The 24548-nt window shown below is 44.4% G+C and carries 23 protein-coding genes; 6 read left to right on the forward strand and 17 right to left on the reverse strand.

Features of this window, described 5'->3' with window-relative positions; all coding sequences use genetic code 11:
• Window positions 1-5: 5 nt before the first annotated feature.
• Window positions 6-938, reverse strand: coding sequence for a 50S ribosomal protein L3 N(5)-glutamine methyltransferase (gene prmB, locus ACED42_RS14850; RefSeq protein WP_371703109.1), 933 nt, complete (start codon window positions 936-938; stop codon window positions 6-8).
• 62 nt (window positions 939-1000) lie between these two features.
• On the opposite strand from prmB, the gene smrB reads away from it, so the two are divergent.
• Entirely contained in the window at window positions 1001-1531 is a 531-nt protein-coding gene (gene smrB / locus ACED42_RS14855; RefSeq protein ID WP_009848510.1) for an endonuclease SmrB, read from the forward strand.
• A gap of 135 nt (window positions 1532-1666) precedes the next feature.
• Here the strand turns inward: smrB and sixA are convergent, their stop codons facing one another.
• A complete protein-coding gene (sixA, locus tag ACED42_RS14860; protein ID WP_012603460.1) occupies window positions 1667-2131 on the reverse strand; it encodes a phosphohistidine phosphatase SixA in 465 nt (154 codons plus the stop codon).
• 304 nt (window positions 2132-2435) lie between these two features.
• Here sixA and ACED42_RS14865 point away from each other — a divergent pair, with 304 nt between their 5' ends.
• Entirely contained in the window at window positions 2436-5213 is a 2778-nt protein-coding gene (locus ACED42_RS14865; protein ID WP_371703110.1) for an insulinase family protein, read from the forward strand.
• A gap of 317 nt (window positions 5214-5530) precedes the next feature.
• Here ACED42_RS14865 and fadJ read toward each other — a convergent pair whose 3' ends face one another.
• Window positions 5531-7777, reverse strand: coding sequence for a fatty acid oxidation complex subunit alpha FadJ (gene fadJ / locus ACED42_RS14870; RefSeq protein WP_017101973.1), 2247 nt, complete (start codon window positions 7775-7777; stop codon window positions 5531-5533).
• A complete protein-coding gene (gene fadI, locus ACED42_RS14875; protein ID WP_009848514.1) occupies window positions 7777-9084 on the reverse strand; it encodes an acetyl-CoA C-acyltransferase FadI in 1308 nt (435 codons plus the stop codon). The genes fadJ and fadI overlap by 1 nt, the downstream gene beginning before the upstream one ends.
• 559 nt (window positions 9085-9643) lie before the next feature.
• On the opposite strand from fadI, the gene ACED42_RS14880 reads away from it, so the two are divergent.
• From ACED42_RS14880 to ACED42_RS14895, 4 genes are all read left to right on the forward strand, one after another.
• Window positions 9644-10192: a sigma-70 family RNA polymerase sigma factor gene (locus tag ACED42_RS14880; RefSeq protein WP_009848515.1), complete on the forward strand. Its 549-nt coding sequence runs from the start codon at window positions 9644-9646 to the stop codon at window positions 10190-10192.
• On the forward strand, window positions 10185-10913 hold the full coding sequence (locus ACED42_RS14885; RefSeq protein ID WP_017104011.1) for a DUF3379 domain-containing protein: 729 nt from the start codon (window positions 10185-10187) through the stop codon (window positions 10911-10913). Before ACED42_RS14880 ends, ACED42_RS14885 begins: the two co-directional genes overlap by 8 nt.
• A 297-nt stretch (window positions 10914-11210) precedes the next feature.
• On the forward strand, window positions 11211-12479 hold the full coding sequence (locus ACED42_RS14890; protein ID WP_009848517.1) for an outer membrane protein transport protein: 1269 nt from the start codon (window positions 11211-11213) through the stop codon (window positions 12477-12479).
• 296 nt (window positions 12480-12775) lie between these two features.
• Window positions 12776-14050 carry an outer membrane protein transport protein gene (locus ACED42_RS14895; RefSeq protein ID WP_371703113.1) on the forward strand — a complete coding sequence of 425 codons (1275 nt, stop codon included), beginning with the start codon at window positions 12776-12778 and terminating at the stop codon, window positions 14048-14050.
• 146 nt (window positions 14051-14196) lie between these two features.
• Here the strand turns inward: ACED42_RS14895 and ACED42_RS14900 are convergent, their stop codons facing one another.
• The 13 genes from ACED42_RS14900 to ACED42_RS14960 form a co-directional block, all read right to left on the reverse strand.
• The gene (locus ACED42_RS14900; protein ID WP_012603453.1) at window positions 14197-14982 is read right to left on the reverse strand and encodes a VacJ family lipoprotein; all 786 of its coding nucleotides are present in this window, start codon (window positions 14980-14982) and stop codon (window positions 14197-14199) included.
• Between the two features lie 118 nt (window positions 14983-15100).
• Window positions 15101-16321 (reverse strand): c-type cytochrome biogenesis protein CcmI, encoded by a 1221-nt coding sequence (gene ccmI / locus ACED42_RS14905; protein ID WP_012603452.1) that lies wholly within the window; start codon window positions 16319-16321, stop codon window positions 15101-15103.
• The gene (locus ACED42_RS14910) at window positions 16321-16809 is read right to left on the reverse strand and encodes a cytochrome c-type biogenesis protein (RefSeq protein ID WP_371703115.1); all 489 of its coding nucleotides are present in this window, start codon (window positions 16807-16809) and stop codon (window positions 16321-16323) included. Before ACED42_RS14910 ends, ccmI begins: the two co-directional genes overlap by 1 nt.
• Window positions 16806-17357 (reverse strand): DsbE family thiol:disulfide interchange protein, encoded by a 552-nt coding sequence (locus tag ACED42_RS14915; protein WP_009848522.1) that lies wholly within the window; start codon window positions 17355-17357, stop codon window positions 16806-16808. Before ACED42_RS14915 ends, ACED42_RS14910 begins: the two co-directional genes overlap by 4 nt.
• A 5-nt stretch (window positions 17358-17362) precedes the next feature.
• Complete coding sequence (locus ACED42_RS14920) at window positions 17363-19333, reverse strand: heme lyase CcmF/NrfE family subunit (RefSeq protein WP_009848523.1); 1971 nt, start codon at window positions 19331-19333, stop codon at window positions 17363-17365.
• Entirely contained in the window at window positions 19330-19812 is a 483-nt protein-coding gene (gene ccmE / locus ACED42_RS14925; RefSeq protein ID WP_009848524.1) for a cytochrome c maturation protein CcmE, read from the reverse strand. The genes ACED42_RS14920 and ccmE overlap by 4 nt, the downstream gene beginning before the upstream one ends.
• Window positions 19809-20015, reverse strand: a complete 207-nt coding sequence (gene ccmD, locus ACED42_RS14930; RefSeq protein WP_009848525.1) for a heme exporter protein CcmD — start codon at window positions 20013-20015, stop codon at window positions 19809-19811. The genes ccmE and ccmD overlap by 4 nt, the downstream gene beginning before the upstream one ends.
• A 14-nt stretch (window positions 20016-20029) precedes the next feature.
• Entirely contained in the window at window positions 20030-20770 is a 741-nt protein-coding gene (locus ACED42_RS14935; protein ID WP_009848526.1) for a heme ABC transporter permease, read from the reverse strand.
• A gap of 174 nt (window positions 20771-20944) precedes the next feature.
• A complete protein-coding gene (gene ccmB / locus ACED42_RS14940; RefSeq protein WP_009848527.1) occupies window positions 20945-21613 on the reverse strand; it encodes a heme exporter protein CcmB in 669 nt (222 codons plus the stop codon).
• Window position 21614: 1 nt separating this feature from the next.
• A complete protein-coding gene (ccmA, locus tag ACED42_RS14945) occupies window positions 21615-22232 on the reverse strand; it encodes a cytochrome c biogenesis heme-transporting ATPase CcmA (RefSeq protein WP_371703117.1) in 618 nt (205 codons plus the stop codon).
• A 278-nt stretch (window positions 22233-22510) separates the two neighbouring features.
• Window positions 22511-23023: a DUF2802 domain-containing protein gene (locus ACED42_RS14950; protein ID WP_009848529.1), complete on the reverse strand. Its 513-nt coding sequence runs from the start codon at window positions 23021-23023 to the stop codon at window positions 22511-22513.
• Window positions 23023-23517 carry a chemotaxis protein CheW gene (locus ACED42_RS14955; RefSeq protein ID WP_009848530.1) on the reverse strand — a complete coding sequence of 165 codons (495 nt, stop codon included), beginning with the start codon at window positions 23515-23517 and terminating at the stop codon, window positions 23023-23025. The genes ACED42_RS14950 and ACED42_RS14955 overlap by 1 nt, the downstream gene beginning before the upstream one ends.
• Before the next feature lie 70 nt (window positions 23518-23587).
• Window positions 23588-24548: chemotaxis protein CheW (locus ACED42_RS14960; RefSeq protein ID WP_371703119.1), on the reverse strand; the 961-nt coding region annotated here is incomplete at its 5' end.

Here is a 24548-nt window from a genome sequence, read left to right on the forward strand (position 1 = left end):
GTAACCTAGTCTTTGTAGATAGAGAACTCATCCGCGCAAGCAACAAGCTGCTCACGAGTGATCATGAATACGCCATGACCACCGTTAGAGAATTCAATCCAAGTGAATGGAATCTCTGGGTACTGATCCATCATGTGAACCATTGAGTTGCCCACTTCACAGATAAGAATACCGTCGTCAGTTAGGTAGTCAGGTGCGTTAGCTAAGATACGACGAACCAATTTCAGACCGTCTGTACCCGCTGCTAGGCCAAGTTCTGGCTCGTGAGTAAACTCATCTGGCAGGCTGTTCATATCTTCTTCGTCCACGTAAGGTGGGTTAGATACGATCAGGTTGTATTTCTCTTTTGGCAAGTCACGGAAAAGATCTGAACGGATTGGGAACACTTGCTGCTCCATGCCGTGATCTTGGACGTTCTGCTCTGCAACTTGCAATGCATCTGTAGAGATATCAATCGCATCTACTTCTGCGTCAGGGAATGCATGAGCACAAGCAATAGCAATACAACCACTACCTGTACACATATCCATGATGCGAGTTGGCTCTTCAATTAACCAAGGTTGGAATTGAGCTTCGATCAGCTCACCAATTGGAGAGCGAGGCACAAGAACGCGCTCATCAACGAAGAACTCAAGGCCACAGAACCAAGCTTTATTGGTTAAGTAAGCCGTTGGTGTACGCTCATTGATACGCTTGATTACGCGCTCAACAATACGCAGACGTTCGCTACTTGTTAGACGAGAGTTCATCACATGCGAAGGAACATCAATCGGTAGATAAAGAGTAGGTAAAATTAGTTGTACCGCCTCATCCCACGCGTTATCAGTGCCGTGACCATAAAATAGGCCCGCTGCGTTAAAGCGACTAACAGTCCAACGAATCACATCTTGAAACGTGTGTAGTTCTGATACCGCTTCTTCTACAAAAATCTTATCCAAAATTGTCTCCGAAAAGCGCTACAATACTGCTAATTACGTTTCTAATTAGAATTCATAACCTGATGAGCAAAAAAGACACCGACTTCGATGACGATTTCGCCCTGTTCAACGATGCAGTAAAGGGCGTTAAAAAGTTGCAACAGGATACCATAGTCCAGCAGCCAAAAAGAAATGCCAAGCAAAAAGAAATTACTCGAACGGCAAGACAAGCCAGTGATAGCGAGTTTTATTTCTCGGATGAGTTCATTCCGCATCTTAGCGAAGAGGGGCCGACACGTTATGCGCGCGATGATGTCTCTAAATACGAGGTGAAGCGCTTACGTCGTGGTGTCTATGTACCGGATGTGTATCTTGATATGCACGGTATGACTCAACAAGAAGCCAAACGTGAACTTGGGGCTATGATTGCACACTGCGTGAAAGAGAGCGTAGCTTGTGCCTGTGTACAACACGGCATTGGTAAACACATCCTTAAACAGAAAGTGCCTTTGTGGTTAGCGCAGCACCCAGATGTGATGGCTTTTCACCAAGCACCTTTAGAGTTCGGTGGCCATGGGGCGCTACTGGTTTTACTTGCTATCCCAGATAAATAGCCATCGACTTGCTCTTTATTCTAAAAAGTACGTCCAGCACCTTGTCGTTTGGTCGAAATAATCCGTTAGAAACAACAAAGGGCATCTCAATAATCATGAGGTGCCCTCAAATTTATCTTGAGAAAACGGTCTCAGCTATGGATTAATGTTCCAAAGCAACTCGCCTTTTTGTTTTTCAAGGTCGAATTCAATACACGCGAGCCCTGAGGTTGGGAACATAGGTGGCGCCATGCCCGTCGCAAATTCAGCCGTTAAATAGCCCACTAGAGGTAAATGAGAAACAAATAAAATGGTCTCTAGCTTTTCTACTTCAGCCATTGCTATGGTCAAATCAAACACATCGTCAGACATTCCGTAAGGCGTAATATCATCACAGGTTTCTACTTTCTTTCCAGAAAACGCTTGAGAGATTTCTAACCACGTTTCTTGTGCCCTCAAGTATGGGCTCACAAGCACTTTATCGAACTGGCTAAACCCTTGCTCATTTGCAGCTTGTGCTACCGCAAGAGACGCCATTTTACCGCGCTTCGTTAACGCTCGTTCTGCATCCGAGTTAGCAAAATGTTCTGCTTCACCGTGGCGCATTATGAATATTTTCATGTTCAGTCCTGTCTACGTAACATTTCGAAAGTCGATATATCCCATATCAGCGATACGCTACTTAGCGTTTGGCTCTCAAACTAGAGAAACCGCAGTCTATATAAATAATTATATCAAGTCACTTGCTAAAGAGTTCGACTTTCTTAACAATCTTATTAAAAGAAAATAAATCACTGATAAAAATCGATAAAAGTGATTTAGAAGTCGCCAAAAAGCACTTCATATCCCAAAATATGATCGCGAGGTTTGCACCTTAAATCATCGCGTACATAATTTAAAAACCACCTTCTCTGGAGATGCATCTGTGCATTTAAGCCCTAATGATGAACATCAATACCGTTACTTAACATTAGATAACGGGTTGAGAGTACTGTTAGTTCACGATCAGAACGCTCAAAAAGCTGCAGCCGCACTCGCCGTTAATGTCGGGCATTTTGATGACCCTACAGACCGAGAGGGTTTAGCTCACTACTTAGAGCATATGCTATTTTTGGGAACTGAAAAGTATCCAAAGGTCGGAGAGTTCCAAAGTTTTATCAGCCAGCATGGCGGTAGCAACAACGCATGGACAGGAACCGAACACACCTGCTTCTTTTTTGATGTTGAATTGAATGCCTTTGAAAATGCACTCGATCGCTTCAGCCAATTTTTTACTGCCCCCCTGTTCAACGAAGAAGCCTTAGACAAAGAACGCCAAGCCGTTGATTCAGAGTATAAAATGAAACTCAACGACGACTCGCGACGCTTGTACCAAGTGACCAAAGAGCTGGTGAATAACAATCACCCATTCTCGAAGTTTTCTGTCGGTAATATCGATACGTTGGGTGACCGAAACGGCGAGACGATTCGACAAGAGATCTTGGCTTTCCACCAGCAGCAGTACTCTTCAGACTTAATGACACTGACACTGTCTGGTAATCAATCATTAGACGAGATGCAAAGTTGGGTTGAGGAGCGTTTTAGCTCGATTACCAACCACCAACTACAAGGCAAGAAGGTTGAAGTACCGATTGTTGGCGAATTAAGCACGGGGGTACAAGTACACGTTAAACCGATCAAAGAAGTGCGCAAACTTATCTTAACCTTCCCAATGCCGAGCATGGATGAACACTACGGTATTAAACCATTATCGTTCTTTGCACACCTTATCGGTTACGAAGGCGAAGGCAGTTTGATGATGCAACTCAAAGAGAAAGGCTGGATTACTTCCCTCTCCGCAGGTGGCGGCGCAAGTGGCAGTAACTATCGTGATTTCACAGTCAGTTGCTCATTAACCATCGAAGGTTTAACCAAAACCGATAACATCATCCAAGCGGTGTTCCAGTACATTAAGTTGATTGAACAACAAGGTATTGAAGAGTGGCGTTACCTCGAAAAACGGGCTGTTTTGGAATCAGCCTTCCGCTTTCAAGAACCCTCAAGACCACTTGATGTCGTCAGCCATCTCGTTATCAACATGCAGCATTACCAAGAGCAAGATGTGGTGTATGGCGATTACAAAATGTCGCATTTCGACGAAGAGTTACAACGTTCTCTGCTTCCTTACTTAACCGTCGACAACATGCGGGTCACCATTGTTGCTCAAGGGTTCGAATATGACAGAGAAGCGAAATGGTACTTTACGCCCTATTCACTCACACCATTTAGCGCTGAGAAAATTCAATGCTTTACATGCATCAACCCCGGCTGGCAGTTTGAGCTCCCAAGCAAAAACCCGTTTATTTGCTACGACTTAGACCCTGCTGAACTCGAAGGTGACGCTAAGCACCCACAACTGTTAGAAGAGCTGGACGGCTTTAAGTTATGGCACCTCCAAGACCATCAATTTCGAGTACCTAAAGGTGTGGTGTATATCGCTATCGACAGCCCACACTCAGTCGCCACCCCGAGAAACATCGTTAAAACACGCTTGTGTGTAGAGATGTTCTTAGACTCGCTTGAAAAAGATACGTATCAAGCTGAGATTGCTGGCATGGGCTACAACATGTATACCCATCAAGGTGGTGTCACACTTACTCTATCTGGATTTAGCGAGAAACAGCCACAGCTGCTCAATATGATTCTTGAACGTTTCCAAGCACGCGACTTTAGTTCAACACGATTCGAAACGATTAAGCATCAATTGCTCAGAAACTGGAATAACGCATCGCAAGACCGTCCTATTTCTCAGCTGTTCAATGCGATGACGGGAATCTTACAGCCAAACAACCCGCCCTATTCCGTTTTAATTGAAGCGCTGGAAACAATAGAAGTCGACGAGCTTTCTTCTTTTGTTCAAGCTATTTTGGCCGAACTGCATGTCGAAATGTTTGTGTATGGTGACTGGAAAAAAGCCGATGCGAACAAGATGGCTGAAACGCTAAAAGATGCCCTGCGTGTTCAAGATCAGGCTTACGAAGAGTCACTGCGCCCTTTAATCATGCTGGGTGATAACGGTAGTTTCCAACGCGAAGTGGTCTGTAATCAAGATGACTCAGCCATTGTGGTTTACTACCAATGTTCAGATATATCACCTACAAATATTGCACTGTATTCATTGGCCAACCACTTGATGTCAGCCACTTTCTTCCACGAGATTCGTACTAAGCAGCAGCTAGGCTATATGGTCGGCACTGGTAATATGCCATTGAACCGACACCCAGGTATTGTGTTGTATGTGCAATCGCCTAATGCAGCCCCAGCAGATCTGTTGGCTTCCATAGACGAGTTCCTCAATGCCTTTTACATGGTATTGCTAGAGCTTAACGACTATCAATGGCACAGCAGTAAACGCGGTCTTTGGAATCAAATTTCAACGCCAGATACCACCTTGCGTGGTCGTGCTCAACGCTTATGGGTTGCGATAGGCAATAAGGATTTGGAATTCAATCAGAGGGATCGCGTGTTAGAAGAGCTCAAAGGTCTGACTCGCTCAGACATGATGCGCTTTGTGGTTAGCCAACTAAAACCTCGTACAGCGAATCGTCTGATTATGCATGCGCACGGCAACGCTCATAATGAAGAAGAGAAGTTGTCGGCAGGTGTTGAGATTGGCTCAATTGATGAGTTTCAGTTGCGTCCTAAAGACTGTGAGCTCGGTTAGTCGTTGTTATTAAAAAGATCAGAAGGTTGATGTGAAAGCATCAACCTTTTTTATTGGGTGCAACACAAGAGCAGATCTCCTATTACGCTCCTTCGTCGCTTTAGGAGATGACGGTAGTTTTGATTGAGGTGTGTTGACCACCTTCCTAATCAACACAATAGCTTACTTTTTACATCTCAATCGTCATTCCCGAGAAGGAGGAACGACTGAATCGGGAATCTCCTTTCTTTTGCATACTCCCATAAAAATGAAGCCCGCATCAATTGCTTGATACGAGCTTTATAATCAAAGTGCTAGAAAGTTACTAATAGAAAGAGTTACTTGTAGAAAGACTCATCCAACCCAGCACGTGTCAGTAGGCCATCACATGGTGCGAAACGATCACCGTACTTCTTAGCGAAGTCGTTCATCATCTCTACCAGTGACTTAATACCAATTTGATCCATATAACGGAACGGACCACCAAGGAATGGCGGGAAGCCGATACCGAAAATAGCACCAATATCGCCATCTCGCGGGCTACGGATAATGCCATCATCCAAACAACGAACCGCTTCGTTGAGCATCGGTAACACACAACGCATTGCGATGTCGTTATCGCTTAGCTTAGGTTCAGGTTGCAGCTTAAGCAGTTTGTATACTGACTTATCGACTTCCTTCTTTTTACCTTTGTAAGTGTAGAAACCTTTGCCACTCTTACGGCCTTTACGGTTGTCATTCAAAAGAATGTCGAACACATCAGGACCTTGGAAACGCTCGCCTAATTCATTAACCAGAATCGGGATGATCTTCGCACCAATATCAACACCCACCTCGTCTAACAAAGTAATTGGGCCAACCGGGAAACCGAAGTCCAACAATGTGCTGTCGAGCTTTTCAATCGGCTCATTTGCCAATAACAGATGCGCCGCTTCATTCATGTATGGAGCAAGAATACGGTTCACATAGAAGCCAGCCGTATCTTTAACAACAATCGGCGTTTTACCTTGCTTCTTCGCTAATGCCACCACCGTCGAAATCGTCTCTTCTGACGTTGTTTCATGAGGGATGACTTCTACTAGCGGCATTTTTTCTGCCGGGCTGAAGTAGTGAAGACCAACCACGTTTTCTGGTCGCTGCGCTTTCTCTGCAATTTTGTGGATTGGCAGTGAAGACGTGTTGGTCGCAAAGATAGTCTCTGACTTAGCATTGGCTTCAATGTCTGCAACCATTGATTGCTTAAGGCCGAGATCTTCAAATACCGCTTCAATCACAACATCAGTATGGTTAAAGCTTGTAAAGTCGATACCACCAGAAAGCTGAAGCATCTTACTTTCAAGGCCAGCTCGGCTCAGAATACGACGTTTACGCTGCTTATCGAACAACTTGTAGTTGTAGTTAAGCGCATTGAGCACACCTTCATTAGACACATCTTTAATACGAACCGGTACTTTCGCTTTAGCAACACTGACGTGGCTGATACCAGCGCCCATAAGACCACCGCCCAGTACACCAACACGCTTAACCGCTTTTGGTTCTGCGTCTGCGCCATGTTCTTTTTTCATTTCAGTGGTGGCAAAGAAAATCGAACGAAGGGCTTTGGATTCTGCGGTCATCACCAATTCAGAGAAACGCTTCGCTTCGTACTGAAGACCTTTATCAAAGCCGTTCTCTAAGCCATAACGAATCACATCAAGAATCGCATCAGCGGCAGGGTAATTGCCGCGTGTTTTCTGATTGGTCTTCTTTGAAGCCTGTTCAAAAATAACCTTGCGACCAAGACCCGTACGTGAAATTATTTTTTCTTTGGCCGAAGCTTGGCTTTTAGACGCCAAGCGCTTACCTTTTTTCCCGCCTGAATTCTTTTCAACAAAGCTCTTAGCAACTTCCAGCAAGATAGTTTCTGGCACACAAGCATCCACGACACCTAGCGATTTCGCTTTTTTAGCGCGCAGTTGCTTCCCCGTAAGAATAAGGTCAAGAGAAGGCAGTAAACCGATAAGACGAGGAAGACGTTGCGTACCACCAGATCCTGGTAACAGACCAAGTTGGACTTCTGGCAGACCTAAGCGAGTCTTATCTGAATCAGTACATACGCGGTAATCACACGATAGTGCCAGCTCTAAGCCACCACCTAAACATGGGCCGTGAATCGCTGCAACAACAGGATAAGGCAAATCAGAAAGTGCTTGGAACATCTCCTGCCCCTGACGAGCAAGAGATTGCGCTTCATCTGCTGTCTTGCAAGCATCAAGCATTCGTACGTCAGCGCCAGCAATAAAATTATCTGGCTTCAATGAATGAACGATTAAGCCTTTAACTCGGCTTTGCTTTTCCTTCAACTGCTCGAAGATTGCTTTCATTTCTTCGGCAAACGCCGCTTGTAGCGTGTTCATTTTTTCGTTTGGTACATCGATCGCAAGCCATGCAATATCTTGGTCATCGATAGTTAAAGAAAACGCGGTCGCCGGTTTTACGGCTTCATCGTTTGAAACCGTCTTATCACTTTTAGATACAGTCACTGGCTTTGAATCCGTTTTTTTGACTGCTTTCTTTTCTTTTTTCACATCAAGAGTCGTAGACATTATTCCACCTCCAAGATCATTGCTGCACCTAAGCCACCAGCCGCACAAGCAGTATTCAATGCTAGGCCACCACCACGACGTTTAAGTTCACGCAGTGTCTGAGTCATCATACGCGCGCCAGTCGCTGCAAACGGGTGTCCGTAAGCAATTGAGCTACCCAGCACGTTGAACTTCTCCATATCAATCTCTCCGATCGCTTTGTCACGGCCAAGATTCTTCTGAGCAAATTCATCGCTTGCGAACATTTTGACGTTAGCCAGAACTTGAGCTGCAAACGCTTCATGCATCTCGATAAGTGTTAGGTCTGATAATTCTAGTCCTGTGTTCTTCAATACTTGAGAGGTCGCGTACGTCGGCCCCATCAGCATATCCGTTTCAACACCAATCGCTGAGAACGCGTAACCACGAATGTAACCAAGCACTTCTAAGCCTAGCTCTTTCGCTTTTCCTTCGCGCATCAACATCACTGCGGCACCGCCATCGGTGAGAGGCGTGGCATTGGCTGCCGTTACACTGCCGTATTGTCTGTCGAATGCAGGGCGCAATTTAGCGTAACCTTCAACCGTCGAGTCGTGGCGAATGTTGTTGTCTTCTGCTAGGTACTTTTTATAAGGCGCGGGGAATGCCGTCATCACTTCGTCTTTAATCTTGCCTTCTTTCCATGCTTGAGAAGCCAAAGAGTGAGAACGGTGAGCAAGTGCATCTTGAGCTTCGCGAGTAATACCATGTGTCTTAGCCATCTGCTCAGCAGTTTGTCCCATAGACAAACCTGTCGAGTATTCTGCGACTGCTGGTGGTACTGGCATCAAATCTTTGACTGAAAATGTTTTAAGAATCTTCAGTTTTTGACCTATGGTTTTCGTTTTACTCAGTGCTAATAAGTTCGCCGCTAACTTTTTCGAAACACCGATTGGCAATACAGAAGAAGAATCCGCGCCGCCCGCAATACCAACATCAATCGTGCCAGCCATAATGCTCTCGGTCACGTTGACTGCAGCTTGGAAGCTAGTCGCACATGCTCGCGTCACACTGTAGGCATCAGTATTAATGTCCATACCTGTACCCAGCACGATTTCACGTGCAATGTTCGGTGCTTCTGGCATTTGCACTACTTGGCCGAACACGACTTGTTCGATAAGCGCAGGATCGACATCAGTTCTTGCAAGCATTTCGCTCACCACCATTTTGCCTAGGTCAACCGCAGGCACTTGGCTAAATTCTGTGCTCTGACGAGCGAATGGGGTTCGTAGTCCAGCGACAACGGCAACACGTTCTCCAGAACGCGTTTTGACTTCCTGTTTGCCCATGGTTTCTCCTTAAGGTTAAGAGGTCTGACCTGAAGCATTGTAAACAAGTTGTTAATTAAATCAAACAGGCGTTTAAATAAACGTGATACGAGTATCCCACTGCTTGAAAATCTAACTGAACATTCAGGCGAACCTTTTTGAGGGAAAGGTTGTCGTAAGATACTAAACTATTGCAAGCAAAGCTGTTATCGCTATGTAAGGGATGTTTTTCTTAAGGCAAAAAAAAACCACACAAAACTGTGTGGTCGGAATGTATATAAAGCAATTAACTTAACGCCAATTGAAATAATCAGTTTCCTGATTAGGAGAAAGTAAAGTCAGCCTTCAAAAGGAAGTGTCGTCTTGCTCAACATGCTAGCCACGAATGACTAACTAGACGACAAGGTGTACTATAGCGTTTTCGAGGGCTTAAATTTTGAAGTAGATCAATTTTAATGTGATTTTACGACTTCCTGCCGACGTTAGCCCTAAAAACGAAACAGCATATATAACGAAGCACAACGTATAGAAGACAGCTATACGCAGAGCAATTATGGAGGCTCGTGTGTCAATAATAAAAATGTTTGGAAAGAAAACAGCCAAGCGTCCGGTCAACTCTGATATGGACAAACAAAGAAAATACGAAGCACTCGTGCGCGCCTATCATCGTGACCTCTTTCGCTATGCCTATTGGCTATGCAAAGACAAAAGCATTGCCGAAGATTTAGTTCAAGAAACTTGCCTTCGTGCATGGAAGTCACTCGATAGCCTACAAGATGAAAAAGCCGCAAAGTCATGGCTGATTACTATCTTGCGCCGCGAGAATGCTCGACGTTTTGAACGCAAACAATTTGATCTGGTTGATATCGACGATCATGGTAACGATGCTAGCATCAGTGATGACCCACATCATCAACACCAATGGTTGCAAGCGCAGATCATGAAACTTGAAATCGAATACCGTGAACCCCTCTTCTTACAAGTGATTGGTGGTTTTAGTGGTGATGAGATCGCCGATATTCTCGATCTTAACAAAAACACGGTGATGACACGTTTATTCAGAGCTCGAAATCAGTTGAAAGAGATGCTGGATACAGAAGAGGCAGAGAGGGGGCAACATAATGGATGATTTGGAATTTCGTCGTCGTGTATTGTCGGAACCGAAGCAACGTACACAAGACATTATTGATGCAGCAGCGAATAGTGAAGCCAATAGTAATTTCTTAGACGATGTACTATCACTTGATAAGCAAATCCATTCAGCATTGAATGTGGATGTGCCAGACGATCTGGCAGATCGTATCCTATTCAATCAGACCTCAAGCGAAGAGAGCAAAGTAGTAAGGCCTACGTTTGCTCGACGAGCGATGGCAATGGCTGCTTCTGTGGCATTCGTTGCAGGTTTATTGGTTGGTCAAGTCAACTGGGGCAACGCGTTGGTATCTCCAGCTCAAGCAAGCTTGGCGGATACTGCAATGAAACATGTTGTTGATGAAAAGAGCTTCGTTAGTGCACTTGATGAAAATGTATCATCTCAACAAATCAACGCAAAAATGAACCCGTTTGCTTTTCAGTTTGATGAAGCCTTCCCTTACCACGTCTATTACCTGAACCACTGTGGTTTTGGCAAATCCAACGCAATGCACATGGTTTTCCAAGGCGAAAAAGGCAAAGTCACGCTGTTTTTAACTGGCATTCCGACTGACAAGTCTATCGACTTTGATGAAAAAGGCATGTCAGGCTCGGTAACACCGATCGATGGCAGCAGTTTGATCCTTGTAGGGGAAGATGGCGAGGATGTCTCTAAAATCGCCGAAAAGCTGACAAAAATGATCAAACCAATGAGCTAATTTGCTCTCAAAGCCCCGTAACAAAAGGCCCAGCAAGTATATCACTGATATTGCCGGGCTTTATTTATCAATAAATCGCAAAACCATTCACCACGTCAATACCTCTAGAGTTAAAACTCTAAAAAACAGCATTTCTCTCCATTTTCGTGCCAGATAGGCGTCATTTCCATAATTTTACCCTCAAAATTTCCAATGGTCGGATTTGTATATCGTATACTTCCGAATAGGATCAGCCAACATTGAGCAATTGCTCAAATTAATCGCCCTGTAGAGGCGGATATATAAAGGAATAAATGAATGACTACCAACAACACGCGTCTGTTTAAAAAGTCTCTTTTAGCAGTAACAATCACACTGGCATCTTCGCAAGCGATGGCAGCAGGTTTCCAACTTAACGCACAATCAGCAACCGGCATCGGCCGTGCTTTTGCTGGTGATGCAGTAATCGCAGATAACGCGTCAGTAATGGCACGTAACCCTGCAGCAATGGCACTATTTGATAAAACTGAGCTATCTCTTGGTTTTGAAAGCATCACTTCAATGATTGAAGTCAACGACGTTAACTACGTTGGTGGTCAAGTGCCAGTAAATAATACTGATGATGTAGGTGATACATCTATCGCGCCTAACATCCACTTAATCGTTCCAGTAAATGATAAATTTGCTTGGGGTATCAATGCCTACTCAAACTTCGGTACTAAAACAGAGTTTGACGACAACTACCCGGCAGCTGAATACGGTGGCTTAACGGATGTTAAGAGCGTCAACTTTGGTCTTGCAGGTTCTTACCGACTAGACGACCAATGGAGCTTCGGTGCAGGTTTAGACCTTATTTATGGTCAAGGTACGATGAAACGTACCGCTGGTGCTGGTTTTGGTAAAGGAAATCCATCTAAGGGAATTCCACCGGCAGGCACCTCTTTATTAAACGTCGACAAAGCTGATGGTTGGGCTGTTGGCTTTAACGTTGGTACTGTTTATGAGCTAGATGAAAACAACCGTTTTGGTCTAGCGTACCGTTATAGCCCTGAAATCACCGCTAAAGATGACAAGGGCCAAGAAATCACGCTACCACTACCAGACATCGCTGAATTCTCTGGTTTCCACAAAATTGAAGATACTAAGTTCGCAGTTCACTACTCTGTACAATGGATCGGCTGGGGTGACTTCGACCAGATCGAATTTAGAAACTTAGATCTAGCAACATCACCAGTTGGTGGGGCAAATGGTAGCTACAATAAAGAATACAAATGGCAAGATGGTTGGCACTACGCAATTGGTGGTACTTACTACCTAAACGATACGTGGACACTACGTACCGGTTACATGTATGACACCAGTGCGCAAGACGAACTGACATCTATCTCTGTTCCGGATTCAGACCGTCAGTGGTTCTCTGCTGGTTTCACTTACCACATTGATACCGCTTCAAACGTAGACTTCGGCTTTACATACTTGTTAGGTGACGATGTGAAGGTTTCAGAAACCTCTTCAGGTACGCCACTAACAGCGACGACACATGCTGATGCAATCCTATTAGGTCTTCAGTACAGCCGCAGCTTCTAATATAAAGTTAGCTATAATCCCAAAGGGTCGCATTGTGCGACCCTTTTTTGTTTTCCTAAACCACTGACCAACCTAAATTTAAGCTTACAACTGTAGCCTGCAGAGCAAATATACAGCTACAGGTGTACGCTCAAACTTCGCAACACAGCCGAAACATTTAGATGATTTCTCTAATAATTAAACACATTTGCTCATTTAATCCCTAAAACACTGTTTTATTCGAATTTCATTTTTAAAGTAATAACTCTAAAAGTAGAATCACGCCACTAAATACTTATGATTCAGTGAACATAATAATGAAAATGAATAAAACTCTTCTATCTGCTGCAGTGGCAGTTGGATTACTTTCGACTTCTACCGTAACTAACGCGGCAGGTTTTCAACTAGCAGAATACTCAGCAACAGGCTTAGGCCGTGCTTACGCTGGTGAAGCAGCAATGGCTGACGGTGCAGACGCGCAATGGCGTAACCCTGCTATGCTGACTTACCTAGAAGGCACACAGGTTTCTGTTGGTGGTATCTACGTTGACCCAAATATTGATATTGAAGGGACTTCTACAACTCGCAGTGGTACAACAGCATCAAACTCTAGTGACTTCGCGCACAGTGCTTTTATTCCAAACTTTTATGCTTCTCATAAGTACAACGAAAAATTTGCGTTGGGTTTTGCTGCAGGCACAAACTACGGTATGGCAACGGACCTAGGTAAAGACTTCGGCGGTGCAAACCATGGTAACGAAGCAAGTGTGACTACTATGGAGCTGAACCTGAATGCTGCATACCAAGTGCTAGAGAGTGTTTCTATTGGTGGTGGCGTACGTTACATCATGGCTGAAGGTAGCTTTGGTGCAGTATCAACTAAAAACTCTCTTATTCCAGTGAAGTCTGGTACCTCTTTGAAATACATGGAAGGTGATGACACGGCATGGGGTTGGCAAGTTGGTACCGCTTGGGACATTAATGAAGACAACCGCCTTGGCTTTACCTACAAATCAGAAGTTGACCTGACTTTAGAAGGCTATGCAAAAGGCTTTGGTTTCAACCCAACAAAACCAGAAGCACACAAAAGTGGTTCGATGGACCTCGCTCTTCCGGCAACAGCTGAACTTGCTAGCTTCCACCAGCTGACAGACACTGTAGCGGTTCACGCAAGTATTAACTGGACGAACTGGAGCAGCTTTAAAGAGCTTGTTGCTGATTTCCCTGGTGAAAAAAGCGTAGAGATCAAGCAAGAGAACTGGGAAGACAACTACCGTTTTGCAATCGGTACTACTTACCAAATGACACCTAAACTAGCACTACGTTCTGGTATTGCCTACGATACTTCAGCGGTAAGCGAAGAGCACCGTACTGCGACGATCCCAGAAACAGACCGCACTTGGTTAAGTATCGGTGCGGGCTACCAATGGTCTGAACAGCTAACTCTGGATGCAGGCTTCACTTACATTCTAGCGAAAGACGCGAAAATGCATGAAAAAGATCCAAAAGCAGATTACTTTGGTGGTAGCTTCGAAGGCGAAGTGACAGGCAGCATCTGGTTAGTCGGTATCCAAGCTAACTACCGCTTCTAGACTAGTTACCTAATTATCTACTTACCTTCTTACCGAAAGGTAGAAAAGTAGAAAAGTAGAAAAGTAGAAAAGTAGAAAACATTAAAAAGGCTCGATGTTGAATTAACATCGAGCCTTTCTCTTATCTGCTTATCTAAGCTTTGTATTTAGTAATCTTCGAGATACTCATCAATGAAATCTTCCTCCTCAAGATCAACCTCTTCTGGCTCGATCTCAGCTTTAAAATCTTGACGTTGGATGTAAATATCACGAGTCAGAGCATATGGATCTGGAGAGTCATCTAATAAGGCTTCTTGCGAGGCCAACTGAGCACGTGTTTCCATACCTTCAAAGGCCCACTTCCCTAACTTTGCCCAAAAGGTAAACAGAGACAAAGGTACATATAAGCTATCCACTTGCTCTGTTACTTGTCGGGTCGTCACAGGGCCATATCCCGGCAGCATAAAATACGGTCCATTCCCTACCCCATAATGACCAATCGCATCAGAAAACGACTTTTCGTCATATTTGGTGATCCCCGCTTCGCTAGCAATATCAATCAGACCAAGAAGACCAAAGGTAGAGTTAATCCAAAAACGATTGAAATGATCGAGCGCTTTCCCACCATTACCCATAATGAGATTATTGAGCATACTTGATGGCTCATCTAAGTTGGCTAAAAAATTGGAAATACCAGAGCGAATTGGTACAGGGGTATAGTCAACATAGGCAAGAGAAACAGGTCGAACCAAATAAGGGTCGAGATACTCGTAGTTGATATCCCACATCGCTCGGTTGAAACCTTCAAAAGGGTCGTTCGGATGGGACTCTTCGACATATTCAGAGGTTTCGAAATTATCACCGCCATTGCTTTCATCTGGTACGCTCGAACAACCTACCGTTAAGCTTGCGATGAAGAGTAAACTCGAAAGTCTTAAAACACTGATAGACATATCACCTTTTCCATAAGGAATAATAAAAAAGGCCAGCAATCGCTGGCCTCAATTGGTTGCGTAAGTCTATACCGTTTTTTAATAAATCGGAATAGCTAACACCTATGCAAAGTAATGATTAATATTGCTTATTGATATCAATGGTAACTGGGGCACCCAGTTCAACCACTTCACTTTCACCGTACCAATCACCGTCTCGAGTTGAAACGTTACCATCTGTATCAAGCCTAGCTCTAACCATTAGAGTTTCAAGGCTGGACAGCTTCTGCCCTTCCAACATGCTGTTGCCATCATCAAGAACGACAGTACGAGGGAAAGTTCCTAGCGGATAACGAGCCGCAGCAATCGGCATTGGTGAGCCGTCAGCTCTGTGCACTGATACAACTAACACTGAACTAGGGGCAGCATTCACATCACCAGATAATTCAAGCGTTACAGCAACAGTTTTACCTTGGTCAACGCCCATAGCATTGCCCATTTTCTTCTGTGCACTTTCAATACTGCGCGACAACATTTCATAGCGACTGTCTTGTGGACCAATCATCTGTTGCATGATGCTCCAGTACTTAACAGCACCTGGGTAGTCTTGACGCTCAAACGCATCAAACGCTAGCAACGAGAACACACGAAGATCAACATAGTCGTTTTGAATCAAACGGCTCAAAATTAAACGAGCTTGGTTTTGATCCGCATCATCAGGTGAAAGCATCAATGCTTGTGCATAACCTAGCTGAACATCTTCATTCTTTGGCTCAAGCTTGTAAGCTCTTTGCATCGAATCTTTCGCAGTTTCCGCGTCGCGGTTAGCCAATGCAATACGACCTAATAGTAACCAACCTGTCGAATCTTTTGGTTGATAGTGCAGACGAGTACGAAGTGCCAGAGTCAAATCTTCTAGTTCATCATCCGTTAATGCACCACCTTCCGATGACATTAGCTTTTTAGACAACTCAGGAAGGTTTGAACTCACTTCTTGCCAGTGTTGGACTTTATCCAGAGCACCAAACTGAAAGTACATACCATATGTAACAACCACGACTAGGACAATAGATGGTACTACGACGCCCAATGTTGAGATTTGGGTCTTCTTCATCTCTTTCTGCGCAGGTACATCATCAAGTAGAGACTGTTTCAAATCAGCGATCAGCTCTTGTTGGTTATCAACAAGGCCTTCTTCTGCTTCTACTTCGAGCTCAACGAGACGATCTTTATAGAATGCTTTGTTCAACTCGTCGCGAAGCATTTCATCATTGTTCGCCTTCTTATTTATGAAGGGCAGAACAATTAAGAAAATAGCTGCTAGCGAAAGGATAATGGTAGAAATCCAAAATAGAGTCATTACTTCTTATCTCCGTCGTTCTCTTCATCGAGTAACGCTTTTAAACGAGCTTCTTTGTCTGCATCCCAGTCTTTATCTGACTCTACTGCTTTCGACTTTGACTTTCGGCTTCGTAAAATGATCAAACCGAAACCAAACACGACTACCGCAAACGGACCAACCCAAAGGATTGATGTGGCTAATGTGAGTGGTGGGTTGTAAGTAACAAAGTTACCGTAGCGAGCAATCATGTAATCAATGATGTCTTGCTTCGACTTGCCATCTTTTGTCATTTCATACACTTTTTGGCGTAAATCAACCGCAAGCTCTGCGTTCGAATCACCAATGGTGTTGTTCTGACATTTAGGGCAACGCAGCGTGTTGCTTAGCTCTTTGAACTGCTGCTCTTGATCAACGGTATCAAATTCATGAAATTCGATAGACGCAGCAGAAACAGTCGCCGAAATAGCAAATGTAGCGAATAGAGCAATCAGTGTCTTCTTAATCATTTCGCTTCCTCCAACAACTCTTGGTACATCGGCTCAAGCGTCGATGCCCAGTTAGTTGGGTTCACGTCACCAACATGGCGATAACGAACTACGCCGTTAGCATCAATGAGGAAAGTCTCTGGAGCGCCATACACACCAAGGTCAAGACCTAGCATGCCGTTACCATCGAACAGGCTGATCAAGTATGGATTGCCCAGCTCTTTTAACCAACCTACCGCTTTATTGCGATCATCTTTGTAGTTAAGGCCAATAATCTTAACGCCTTGACCCGCTAACTTATTCAAGTAAGAGTGCTCTGCATAACAAGTAGGACACCAAGTCGCCCACACATTTAGAAGCAGTGGCTCACCTTTAAAGATAGCTTGATCATGGAACTTACCCGGTTGCTCTAAGTCTTCTAAACCGAACTCAGGTACTGGCTTACCAATCAATACCGATTCAAGTTTAGTCGGGTCATCACCCGACTGGTTACGCATCAATTGAGTCGCAAAGATTCCAGCTAGAACCATGAACGCAATCAATGGAATGAATAAAATCTTCTTGTTCATTCGAATTAAGCCTCCTGCTCTTTAGTAGACTTTTTCGTTGGCTTACGGAAGCGGTAACGACGGTCACTGATAGCAATAACACCACCAATCGACATAATCAGAGAACCAGCCCAGATCCAACGTACAAATGGTTTGTAGTAGATACGCACAGCCCAAGATTTATTGTCGTCTAAACGCTCACCCATTGCGATGTAAAGGTCGCGCGTTACGCCACGATCAATCGCCGCTTCTGTCATCATCGACTTAGCGGTTGTGTAGAAACGTTTTTCAGCGTGAAGCGTGTTGATGTATTTGCCTTCTTTGGTAATTTCAAAGTCAGCAATGTAACCATCGTAGTTAGGGCCATCTTTGTCACGAACTCCTGTAAACAGGAAGCTGTACTCTTCAAGTTGGTAGCTTTCACCTGGTGCTAAGCGTACGTCACGTTCGATGCTGTAGTTTTGCACCATCGCAATACCAATCACTGTCACGGCCAAACCAATGTGACCACACATCATCGCCCAGTGGCTACGAGGTAGCTTAGTCAGGCCTTTCAGGAATGTATGACGGTGTGTCGCACGTTCATGAAGCTCAAAGCCATGCATGAAGATAATCCAGAATGCCATTACCCAACCGGCAAAAGCGGTACCGCTGAAACGGTCAGCCAAAATCGTAACCATTAGCGCACTTAAGCCCAGTGAGAATACACCTGAGATCAGCATAGGTTTAACGAGCTTAGATAGGTTGTCACGTTTCCAACGGATCAGTGGACCGATACCCAATAGGAACGAGAACGGGATCATTAACCAGAAGAACAACATATCAAAGAATGGTGCACCGATAGATACCGAGCCCAAGCCTAACTGTTTATGAACTAATGGCAGCAAGGTACCGACTAACACAACCACAAGTGCAGCAATCAATAGGATGTTGTTGCCGAGAAGCGCGTTTTCACGAGAAACCAAATCGAAGTTACCACGTACACGAACCGATGCGCCTTTAACAGCAAACAACAACAGTGAACCACCGATAACGAACACTAAGAAACCTAGAATAAACATACCACGAGCAGGATCCGACGCGAATGCGTGAACCGATACCAAGATGCCCGAACGAACTAAGAATGTACCTAGTAAGCTTAGTGAGAATGCAGAGATAGCCAGCAATACTGTCCAAGCTTTAAACGTGCCACGCTTTTCGGTTACCGCTAGTGAGTGCATCAGTGCAGTACCAGCTAACCAAGGCATGAATGAAGCGTTCTCTACTGGATCCCAGAACCACCAGCCCCCCCAGCCAAGTTCGTAGTAAGCCCACCATGAACCTAGAGCGATACCTACTGTTAGGAATAACCAAGCAGCGATTGTCCAAGGACGAGACCAACGAGCCCATGCCGTATCTAAACGACCGCTCATTAGGGAAGCGATTGCAAAAGAGAAAGCTACCGAGAAACCGACATAACCCATGTAAAGCATTGGCGGGTGAATAATCAAACCCGGATCTTGCAGTAGTGGGTTCAAGTCACGGCCATCAACGGGGAAGAAAGGCAGTGTACGTAGGAACGGGTTAGACGTTACGATAATGAACAGCAAGAAGCCGACAGTAATCAAACCCATAATCGCCAGTACGCGAGCCACAGACTCTTGAGGCATACCACGACTAAACGTTGCAACTGCTACCGTCCAACCCGCTTGGATTAGAACCCAAAGCAGTAGTGAGCCTTCATGAGCCCCCCAAACCGCGGTAATTCGGTAGTACCAAGGTAGTTGGCTATTCGAGTTACTTGCTACGTATTGAATCGTAAAATCATTTGTGTAGAACGCGTAACACAAGATAAAGAACGAAATCGCTAGGAATCCGAACATACCCCACGACAGCGGTCGTGCACTGTTCATCAATAATGTGTTATTTCGAGCGGCTCCATACAGTGGGAGCACGCTTAGCAGCAGTGCAAGTCCCAAAGACAGGATCATCGCAAAATGGCCGATCTCGGCTATCATTGAGCATTTCCTTCTTTTTGTTCAGTCGTGTATTGCAAAGGCTCATGAGTTTTCTTCATTGCTTCAGCAACTTCAGAAGGCATATATTCTTCATCGTGCTTTGCCAACACCTCAAACGCTTCAATTGTCGTTGCATCCTTAAGGACACCTTGAGCAACAATACCTTGGCCTTCACGGAAAAGATCAGGAAGGATGCCATCATATAGAATCGTCACTTTAGGGCCTACATCAGCCAAATCGAAGCTAACACGCAATGATTCATTGTCACGGCTTACAGAGCCGACTACAACCATGCCACCAATACGTAAGCGTTGACCCACTTCAGGTTTTTTACCATCTTTGCCGTTGACGAGCTCGGTTGGTGTATAGAACAGATCCATGTTCTGGTTAAGTGCATAAACCATCAATCCAACAGTTGCACTGATACCAAAAAAGATCGCTAAGATAATGCCTAGCCTCTTTTTGCGTCTTGGGTTCATAGAGTGTTCTCCATATTTTTTGCTGCATCAATACGAGCTTGACGGTCAATCTTAGCTTGTACTTCATTTAATAATTGCTTACCACGACGAACGCTTACGACCAGTAAAATGATCATCGCGAGGAATGTGATTCCAAATGCACTCCATACATATGAGGCGTAGCCACCCATGGCAAAGAAATCACTCAGAGATTCAAAATACATAATTACCTACCCTACTACGCTTTATTAGCCGCTAGCTTGCGAACCCATGGACGGTGACTCTCTTTACTGATGATTTCGTTTCTAAAACGAACCATAGTCACAGCACCAAAGAAAAAGGCAAAACCGAAGATGTTAAGAAGAAGCGGCCATAGCATGTCACTTGAAATAGAAGGCTTATCAAACTTAGTAATTGTTGCGCCTTGGTGGAGTGTGTTCCACCACTCTACTGAAAAGTGAATGATAGGTAGGTTGATGACACCAACGATGGCCAAAATACCGGCTGCTTTTGCTGCGGTTTTTTGGTCGTCAAACGCATGGTGCAGTGCAATAACACCTAAATATAGGAATAGAAGAATCAGCTCTGAGGTTAAACGTGCATCCCAAACCCACCAAGCACCCCACATTGGTTTACCCCAAACAGCGCCAGTTAGTAACGCAATAAAGGTAAATACAGCACCGATAGGCGCCATAGCCAACGCAGCCATGTCTGACAGCCTTACCTGCCATACCAAACCGATAAAGGCGGCAATTGCCATCGACATGTATACACCCATAGACCAAATTGCAGACGGAACATGGATATAGATAATTCGGAAGCTATCGCCTTGCTGGTAATCAGAAGGGGCAAATGCAAGCCCCCATACAGTACCGGCGGATAGACACAATAGCGCTAGGATCGAAAACCATGGCAGAAGTTTACCAGCAAGCTGATAAGAGGTTTCTGCTTTGGCGTAGGGATGGAGCCATTTCCACATGTTGTAATCTCACTCTTACTTCATATTGCTTACAGCTATCACAGCTATAATTATTATAATTTATTTGGCTTACAGCTTCTTTCAGTGACTCTAGGAGTTTGAAGGCTTTAAATCGTTCACTTTGAACATGCAAAGTGCTAGTGAGTGCGTAGTTAATCTTAACCAGGTAATTAACTAGTTAACACTCACTCTCAGTGCTGCACTGATGGCAAATGGGGTGAGCGTCATCGCGCCCATTAACATTGCCCCTAACACCGCTAATTGTCCGTTATACGCAACGCCTAACGCTGCGGCATCAATCGCTGATGTAGCAAATATAAGAATTGGGATATACAACGGCAAAATAAGCAGACTTAACAGCACACCACCTTTTTGTAACCCAACCGTTAAAGCCACACCAATCGCACCAATAAAGCTTAATGCAGGCGTACCGACCGATAACGTTAAGACTACCGATAACCAAGTATCGAAATCCAAGGACAGCAGTACCGCCAACAACGGACTGATCAATATTAATGGTAACCCTGTCAATAACCAGTGCGCTATGACCTTGGACAAGACTACCAACTGCAACGGGATGGGCATCAACATCATCTGCTCAAGCGCGCCATCTTGAAAATCATCACGAAACAAACGCTCTAAAGAGAGCAATGCGGAAAGCAAAGCCGCTACCCAAACAATACCTGCAGCAATACGTGCAAGTAGGTTTGGCTCGGGGCCGATACTCAATGGGAAAAGGGTGATGACAATAATAAAAAACCACAGAGGGTTAAAGATATCGGCTTGGCGACGAAATGCGATCAATAGCTCACGTCGGATGATCGTTGTCATTGAAGAGATCATATTACTCACCCAACTTTATTTTTCTTAGTTTCGGGCTATCAGCAAACATATCTTGGTGTGTGGTTAATAACACAATGCCACCGTTATCTGCATGCTGAGAAAAAAGAGACTCCAAAACCTTAACACCCTGCTTGTCTATTGCAGTCAGCGGTTCGTCTAGAATCCATAACATTTGCTTACTTAACCACAGACGAGCCAATGCGACTCGGCGCTGTTGCCCCGCCGAAAGTTGACCTGCAGGCACATCTTCTCGTCCAGCAAGGCCGACTTGAGCCAATGCATTGTAAAGTTCTTCCTTACTCGTTCCACTGCTGTGAATCGATTGATAGAAGCTCAGGTTTTCATAGGCACTAAGCTCGCGTTTTACGCCAGTTTGGTGACCAAGAAAAAGCAAATTTTGGTGATACACATCTCGACTCGTTTCAATGGACTCACCATCCCAAGAGATAGTGCCGTCATCGCGGTCGCCTAGCCCGGTGATAATCCTAAGGAGTGTCGTTTTCCCAGTACCGTTACGACCTTCAACTTGAACCAGCTCACCGGGTTTCAATTGAAAAGACAACGATTCAAACAGAACCCTGTCGTCACGAATAGCAGTTAAATTTGAGACTTCTAGCATAGGTAAATTTAGTCGAGTAATGAGAGGGCTATAGTAGCACACCAATAAGGTGACAAAACAGGACTAGGCGTTTTCGAAAGGACAAACTCCGTAAGAAACTGTTACCACCGCATCACAATTTACACATTTTCATCAACAAACAATATATTGCATTAGATACAAATACTTATAAACATCGTTCTATATAGGTATAACAGGCACAAAAAAAGAAGCCGAAGCTTCTTTTAAGAGGTGTACGTGATGAACATCAATTGCTCATTACGCAGTAAGCGCTAAATTTAACGACGTCGAGTCGGGTCTCTACGATCACGAGAGGATGCAGGTTGTTCATCATACGATGAAGGGTTACTTCTTAACGAAGGGATTTTTTCCTTACCTGCGAGCTTATTCTGCAGAGACATCATCAGCTCAGCTTCTGCCTTAGGTAATTCACACTCTTCGATCAGTTCGTTTATCCCAGCACCAAGCTGAACCATTTTAGTTGCACGTGTATACAAACGCCCATCGGTGTCCGCATGTTCCAACTCAACAATACGTTCATTCAAGTGTTTTATCAGATCTTGCTGTTCCGTCACTTTCTGACCAAGGCCTACCACAACAGAGCGAACTTCAAGTAATTGCTTACTCGATTTTTGAAGCTCTTTGTCCAAGTTACGAACTTGCAGGCGTGACGTATCGATCTGCTTTTGAATTGCACTTTTTACTTTGCTAATCAAAATCACGATGAATAACGTAAAAACCCCAACTCCGACTATCAGAGCAATAGGGTTTAAAGGAAGCGCTTCAAACATTACAGGTGAGCCATCTCATCCCATTCGTCTTCACTTAACAGCTTGTTCAGATCAACTAAGATAAGAAGCTTGCCATCACGGTTACTAACACCTTGGATGAACTTAGCACTTTCATCAGTACCAACACTTGGTGTCGTGTCGATCTCAGAAGAACGCAGGTAAACAACTTCAGCAACACTATCTACTAAAATGCCAATAACTTGACGCTCAGACTCAATAACGATAATGCGTGTGTTATCTGTGATTTCACCTTGCATCAAACCAAAACGAGAACGAGTGTCAATAACAGTAACAACGTTACCACGCAGGTTGATAATACCTAAAACGTAGTCTGGAGCACCCGGTACTGGAGCAATCTCGCTGTAACGCAATACTTCACGTACTTGCATTACATTGATGCCGTAAGTTTCTTCTTCTAGTTGAAATGTCACCCATTGAAGTACTTCATCATTTGTTTGATCTTTTCTTACTTCAACTTCACTCATATGAGACATAGATAATCCTCTTGCCGTCGTTACCGACCACTGTTGTTAACTTGATGCTTATATTGTACCAATCGTAGTACTAGCCCAATGCTTTTACGTCTAGCCCTGCATTTAGCATGGCGGTTAATGCTTCAACATGGATCAAAGCACACATTTTTTCTTTTACCATACCAGCGAGCCATGGCCGTTTCCCTGCCGTTTCTCGCCAGCGTACTTTATCTGTATTAAGCAGCTCGGTACCTTTAAGCTCTGTGCTCGCAAGCCCCCACAAGCTTTCGCCAAGCATGACTATATATTGATAATTTTCTTTATAATCATCACATAATAGCTTTTCAGGCATCACCCATTTGGCGGTATCAACCACGTCTAGCTTACTATCTCGATTAGTTTGCAACCCCAAATACCAAGCTGGCTTACCAATAATATGACTTAACTCTTCAAGGCGATGAATACCCCCGAGCTCATCAAGTGGCACAGCAAACGTCACACCGTTCACATCAAAATACAGCACTTGAAAATCTTCAGTTCTAGCCGTCGTTTCCCATGATGTAAACTGACCGGCTCCACCAGCTTGAGTTTCAAGTTCGGTAAATGGCTCAATTTGAGGAGATTCAAGATCGGGTTCAGTAGCCTTAACTTCTACTTGCTCTGTCTCCAGCGATTCAGCTTGTAACTCTTCAATTTGCTGCGATTCAACAGGTGGATCTACAGCAATTGATAAATCAGGTTCTGGAAGATCCCAATCTTGAATTTCAGGATCTACAGACACTTGAACAGACTCTACTGCAGCGTCAAACATTTGCATGTCTGCCTGCTGAGCAATTTGCTGTGTGTTCCGATCCATCAACTCATCTAGATTCAGCTCATCGACAACATTAGTCGCTTCTAAACGACTCAGAAGTTTCTGAACATCCTCAAGATTCGGCACTTCAAATTCTGCAGCGCGTATTTCGGCGTAGCTTGAATAATGACTAGTCGTTAATTGTGGCTCTGGCTCTGGCTCTGGCTCTGGCTCTGGCTCTGGCTCTGGCTCTGGCTCT

Origin of the sequence: Vibrio sp. FF145 (assembly GCF_041439075.1) — a bacterium.
GTDB lineage: Bacteria > Pseudomonadota > Gammaproteobacteria > Enterobacterales > Vibrionaceae > Vibrio > Vibrio tasmaniensis_A.